The 3,144-nt window shown below is 77.9% G+C and carries 1 protein-coding gene and 1 pseudogene; both read right to left on the reverse strand.

All coding sequences use genetic code 11. The features are described from left to right. On the reverse strand, positions 1 to 2,268 hold a 2,268-nt coding region (locus tag ACWEVO_RS33620; protein WP_452311449.1), incomplete at its 3' end, for a hypothetical protein. Continuing rightward, a pseudogene (locus ACWEVO_RS33625) lies at positions 2,268 to 2,669 on the reverse strand (glycosyltransferase); the annotation flags it as partial. The pseudogene ACWEVO_RS33625 and the gene ACWEVO_RS33620, both read right to left, overlap by 1 nt. Positions 2,670 to 3,144: the final 475 nt, after the last annotated feature.

Here is a 3,144-nt window from a genome sequence, read left to right on the forward strand (position 1 = left end):
ACCACCTCGAAGTAGGCCTCGAGCACCAGCAGCGACAGCACGATGAACGCGACCATCACGAACCAGTGGGCGGCCCCCACCACGCTCCACTTGAGACCGGTCGCCGTCGGGGCGGTCCCCGCCACCGCTGGGGCCGCCGGCCGGGTCCTCCTCCCCCGGCCGTCCGCTGCCGGGCTGGGTGCGGTCGGTGGAATGGTCGAGCACCCGCAGCGCGGCGAGCGCCGCCATCGGCACCACCAGGGCGGCCGCCGCCCCGGCCACGTCCAGCGCCGACCCGCCGAGCAGGCCGCCGAGGGCGGCCGCCACGGCGGTGCCGGCCATCGCCGCCCGGATCGCCGGGTAGATGCCGAACAGCCGCATCAGCCCGCCCCAGGGCTGGTAGAGCGCCAGCCAGACCAGCGCCGCCCCGGCCAGGGCCAGCACGGTGAGCGGGCTGTTCATCAGGGTCTCCACGTTGGCGCTGCTGGCCCGGTGGACGGTGAGGCCGCCGGTGCCGTCGCCGAGCGCGGCGAGGAACCGGCCGACGCTGCCCCGCTCGGTCGCCGGCCGACGCACGTCGACCACCGCGAAACCGATCATCACGGCCAGCCCCGCCATGGTGGCCCAGGCCAGCCGGCTGACGGTCAACCAGCCCCCGGAGCAGATCGCGGCCGCGACGCTCACCCCGGCGGTCAGCGCGATCGCGCCGATCGAGTCCGACCCGAGGTACGGGCTGCCGACGATCACCACGGCGGACCCGGCGACGAGCACCATCACCATGGGCCGCCAGGGCCGGCGGACCCGCTGGGCGAGCCAGCCGCCGCAGAGCAGCGACCCGGCGATGAACACACCCAGCCCGATCGTGCCCAGGCCCGCGTACCGGCCGCCCTCCAGCGACGAGTAGCCGACCACGCCGTTGAGCTGCAGCCGGGAGCCGGTGAGCACGTCCACGCCGACCACCAGGGTGGCGAGTCCGGCGACCGCGCCGAGCGGGCCGAGGGTGCTGCCGTACCCGGGGCTGAACCGGACCGCGGCGGTGCCACCGATGATCAGCAGCGCGGTGACCACGCCGAACCACCAGCCCGCCTGCGATCCCCGCCACCACGGCACCGCGTCGGCTAGCAGGGCCGCCGGCACCGCCAGCGCGGCGGCGACGAGCAGCAACTCGACCACCGCCACCACCCGCCGGGACACCGGTTCGGGGCCGTACGGGCCGGCGTGCCGGCGGGCCCGGCGCAGCAGCGGCAGCACCGCCACGGCGAGGGCCACCTGGGCGACGGCGAGGAGGGCGAAGAACCAGCCGGCCACCCGGCGCTGGGCGCCGGCCTCCCGGTCGGCGTCGGCCGGCTGGTCGATCGCCGTGCGCAGGTCGGCCGGGCGGCCCTCGACGGAGATCGCCGGGCGGCCGAGGAAGAGCCGCTCTGGCATCGGCCGGCCGAGCGCGGCCAGCGCGGTGGGCGCCAGGTCGACCAGTTGCAGGTAACCCTCCCGCGCCGTGCTCGGCGAGCTCAGCCAGCCCCGCTCCCAGCCGGGACCGTCGGCGATCGCCACGTGTAGCCGGGACGGCGCGGCGGTGTCGGAGACCCCGGCGACCAGCACCAACGAGCGGGGCGGCCGGGCGGCCAGCACCCGGGCGAGCTGCGCGTCGGCCTGCCGGGCCTGGGCGGCCCGTACCGTCGGGTCGGCGCCGTCGACGGTGCCCAGGTCGACGATGCTGAGCACGCAGGAGCCGAGCAGCCCGGTCGGATCGGCGGGCAGGACCGGCGCGTACCGGTCGACCCGCCCGAACGGCCGGGCGGCGGCCACCGCCGCCCCGGGGCCGACCGCCACCGAGCAGCGCACCGACTCCGACAGCGCGCCCGGCGTGGCGCCCCAGGCCAGTTTGTCCTGGTTGTAGGCCACGACGCTCTCCTGGTCGGGCAGGTTCGCGCCGATCCCGTCGGGCTGCTCCACGGTCACCCCGGCGGCCGGGCAGCCGCCCACCCGGTTGCTGCCCTGCCAGGCGGCGAAGTTGCCCGCGCCCAGGGTGAGCCAGCCGTCGACCGGGCAGGTGGGCCGGTGCGCGGAGCGCACCGAGAGCGAGCCGATCGAGCCCTGCTCGGCCATCCGCCACAGGGTGGGGGTGGTCTGCGGGTCCACGTCCTCCCAGCGCAGCCCGGCCACCCCGGCCAGCACCACGAAGTCGGCGCTGCGCTTCGGGCCGCCGTTGTCCGGACGGGCGGCCAGCGCGGTGACGCCGAGTGCCACCACGACCAGGGTCAGCAGGACCGGAGTGAGTCTGCGCAGCATCACCGGGTCCTCGTCGACGACTCGGGCGCGAGCTCGGCGTAGAGGTCGGCCAGGGCGGCCACGGTGTCCGCCTCGGTCGGCCAGGTGGCGGCCCGGGCGGCGCCCCGGCGGCCCAGGTCGGCCCGGCGGGCGTCGTCGTCGAGCAGGTCCCGCACGGCCGCGTCGACCGCGTCGACGTCACCGGCCGGGATCAGCAGCGCGTCGTCGCCGACCAGCTCCGGCAGCCCGCCCACGGCGGTCGCCACCAGGGGTACGCCGGCGCGCAGCGCCTCCTGCGCGAAGAGCTGCCGGGCCTCCCAGTCGCTGGTGACCACGGCCAGGTCGGCCCCGGCCAGCAGGTCGGCCACGTCGGTGCGGTGCCCGAGCAGGGTCACCGGGGCCCGGGCCGCCGAGATCCGCGCCAGCTCGCCGGGGGCGTCGGCGAGGTCCGCGGTCATGCCCGGGACGTACGTCAGCACCGCGCCGGCCCGGTCCGGGTTGCCCAGCGCCACCACCGCCCGCCCGTCCCCGGCCGGGTCGAGGCCGAGCAGGTACGCCCGGGGCGCCTCCGGGGCGGCCAGTCGATCGTCGAGCGCGTCGAGGCCGCGCAGGGCCGCCTCCGCCTGGGCGAGCCGGGCCAGCCGGGCCAGCTCGCGGGGTCCCGCCGCCCGCGGGCGCAGCAGCCCCCGCCGGCGGTCGGCCAGCTCCGCCCGCCAGCCGGCCAGCAGAAGCCGGTTGGCCTGGTCCCGGGCCGCCACCGGCACCCCGTCGAGGGAGCCGACCCGGCCCGGCTCGTGCCGGACCAGCCAGCGCCGCTCCGCCGGGGTGAGCCCGGCCCACCAGCGGCTCCAGGTTGTGGCTGTCGTCGGGTACCGCGCCGTCGGCCGGCTGGGTCAG

It is taken from the genome of Micromonospora sp. NPDC003776 (assembly GCF_053605645.1).